Origin of the sequence: Streptomyces pathocidini (assembly GCF_001418495.1) — a bacterium.
Lineage (GTDB): Bacteria > Actinomycetota > Actinomycetes > Streptomycetales > Streptomycetaceae > Streptomyces > Streptomyces pathocidini.
Genome location: NZ_LIQY01000405.1, coordinates 1 through 1,769, shown reverse-complemented (window position 1 = coordinate 1,769; position 1,769 = coordinate 1). Strand labels below are relative to the sequence as shown.

Here is a 1,769-nt window from a genome sequence, read left to right as displayed (position 1 = left end):
CCTCGGCGATGATCGCGGGGGCGCGTCCCCTGGGCTGCTGGCCTCGCAGCCAGCGGGCCACGGATGTCTTGTCGTACCGCAGGTCGAGGCCGTGTTCCGCGCCGCACACGTTGACCCTGCGGGCCAGTCCGGCGTTGGAGCAGCCGGCCTCCTGGATCAGCGCCTGGAGTCGTTCGTTGGGCTGGCGCGCTACGAGTGGTCTGGCGGCCATGATGACCCCCCTCAGTCGATTACTTTCCGTCTCTATTCCGCTACTCCCCGTGAATACTTGATACCCGCATATGCCCGGGATCCACAACACCGCCTCCCTGCGGGGGGTTACCCGCCCCGGCGGACATTTCGACCGCGCGCCCCCGCCCATGCTTCCGTGCGCCCCTCATGACAGAGCGTTACGCCGTCCACAGTGCGCTCGGAGGTCATAACCCTTGGTCACAATAGAAGTTGTGATGAACGTGAAAGAGACCGGCAGCCCCACGACGACCTCGAGGATCCCCCGGCAGCGCACCGAACCGCTCGCCGACATCGCCGCCCGCTACGCGGAGGAGAGGCACTGGGACGTACTGCCCGGCACATGGCTGGAGCAGGTCGAGGGGCACGGCGGGAGTGGCGCCGCCGAGCGCTGCTCGTGCGGATCGGGCGCCGACTGCCCTGCGCCCGGGGCGCATCCGGCCCGCAAGGACTGGTCGACGCAGGCCACGGGCAGCGCGGTGGTGGCCCGCCGCCTGTGGTCGAAGCAGCCGAAGGCGTCGATCCTGCTGCCGACGGGGCGGTCGTTCGATGCGCTGGACGTGCCGGAGTCGGCGGGGTGCCTGGCGCTGGCGCGGATGGAGCGGATGGAGGCGCCGCTCGGGCCGATCGTGTCCACGCCGGACCGGCGGATGCTGTTCTTCGTCCAGCCGGGTGCGGGGGCCAAAGTCCCCGGCCTGGTACGGAAGTTGGGGTGGTCGGCCAGCTCGCTGGACCTGTCGGTCCGGGGCGAGGGCGACCTCGTACCGGCGCCGCCCACGCGGTACGGCACGCCGGGCGCGGCGAGCCGTATCGGCTCGGCCCAGTGGGCCCGCCAGCCCACGGACTCGAACCGCTGGCTCCCGGACGTGGAGGAGCTGATCAGCCCACTGGCATACGCCTGCGGACGCGAGAGCGTGCGCTAGCGCGTCCGCGATGTGGTCGAGGGGGCTCACCAGGTGGTTCAGGGGGCTCAGCGGCCCCCCTGGACTCCCGCTGCCCCGCTGAACTCCCCACTGGACTCCGCTGGGTCGGCAAGCCCTCCTACCCCTTTGCGCCGCAGCCCGAGACCCCCCGTACCGAGATCCCAGGCCCGAGACCCCTTGCGCCGAGACGCACCGAGGCCCGAGACCTTTCGCGGCAGCCCCGAGACCCCTTCCGCCGGACTGCGGGCCCTTTGAGACGTGCACGTATCGTTGGCCAGGGATTCGGGCGTCGCGGGGGCGCCCGGCCGGGAAGCGGCGGAGGGCGTTGCACGTGGGACTGGAGCCGGAGCGGCAGAGCGGGGAGACCGGGGCTGGGGAGACCGGGACCCGAGAGACCCTGATCGGGGAGCCCGGGACGCGGGAACCCGGGATCGGGAAGACCGAGACCGGAGCGCCCGGGAGCGGGGAGACGGACGCGGGCGCGGGGGTGGGGCCCGCGGTGCGGGTCCAGGGGCTGTGGAAGCGGTTCGGGGAGCAGGTCGCCGTCGCCGGGGTCGATCTTGAGCTGCCCGCCGGGCGGTTCATCGGGCTCGTGGGGCCCAACGGCGCCGGGAAGAC

At 72.2% G+C, this 1,769-nt stretch carries 1 protein-coding gene and 2 pseudogenes; 2 read left to right on the top strand and 1 reads right to left on the bottom strand.

The genetic code is table 11. The features are described 5' to 3' along the window. Window positions 1-211: pseudogene (locus AOK16_RS18815) on the bottom strand (transcriptional regulator); the annotation flags it as partial. A gap of 235 nt (window positions 212-446) precedes the next feature. Here AOK16_RS18815 and AOK16_RS18810 point away from each other — a divergent pair. Beyond that, a complete protein-coding gene (locus AOK16_RS18810; protein ID WP_079101539.1) occupies window positions 447-1,151 on the top strand; it encodes a bifunctional DNA primase/polymerase in 705 nt (234 codons plus the stop codon). Between the two features lie 331 nt (window positions 1,152-1,482). Further along, window positions 1,483-1,769, top strand: a pseudogene (locus AOK16_RS28495) (hypothetical protein); the annotation flags it as partial.